This is a genomic window from Xanthovirga aplysinae (assembly GCF_009711365.1).
GTDB lineage: Bacteria > Bacteroidota > Bacteroidia > Cytophagales > Cyclobacteriaceae > Xanthovirga > Xanthovirga aplysinae.
This window is the reverse complement of sequence record NZ_SMMB01000225.1, coordinates 1-748: the sequence shown is the minus strand read 5'-3', so window position 1 is coordinate 748 and position 748 is coordinate 1. Positions and strand designations below refer to the sequence as shown.

At 31.3% G+C, this 748-nt stretch carries 1 protein-coding gene; it reads right to left on the bottom strand.

The features are described 5' to 3' along the window. Positions 1-300: 300 nt before the first annotated feature. A partial coding sequence (locus E1171_RS00500) for an RNA polymerase sigma factor (protein WP_187696118.1) occupies positions 301-748 on the bottom strand: 448 nt, incomplete at its 5' end.

The window sequence follows — 748 nt, the reverse complement described above, 5'->3', positions numbered from 1 at the left end:
TTTTGATTTTCTTTAAAAAAAGGCCTCACGGGAAAATATCCGGTTAGAGGAAACAAAAGAATTCTAAATCTTTCATTTTGCTAAAAATGCTTTAGGAAAGCACAACTTAAAGGAATGATTAAGAAACAAAAAAGCTTATGGAGGAAAGTGAAGTAAGGATAATCGCTAAGTTTTAATTTAAAAGTGAAACCCTTCAAAAGAGATGGGTTTAACTCAAAAAGGATCGATATTAAATTTTGCGAAATCTCTTTAGAAAAATATTGCCTTCAAGAAAGAAATCTGGTTGACACTATCTTATTTTCATTGGCATCTTAATAAAACTAATCCCACAAAGGCCGAAATAGGCATATACTTTCTTAAAATGTTCAATGCTTTATAAATCAAATTCCTAACTGATTTAACATTTTCCATCTCCATTAAATCCATGATTTCTAAATAGGATAAACCCTCATAAAAGTAATAGTAAATGGCTTCTCTTTGCCTAATGGTAAGCTTTTGAATGGCCTTATTGAGCAAGCATACTTTTTCTTCTTCCAGCTGTTGAGCAACCAACTTATGTTCGTAAGAGAGAGAAAAAGCAAAGTCATACCCCTGAAAGGCTTCCACAGAAACAAAAATGCTTTGAGTCTTCTTCTTTTTGTTAAGAATTTTTCTGCGAATAGACTTAAATAAATAGTATTTAATTGATGTAGTTTCGGATAACCGTTCTCTGGAATGTCTTATTTCAATAAAAAGATCTTGAATAGCG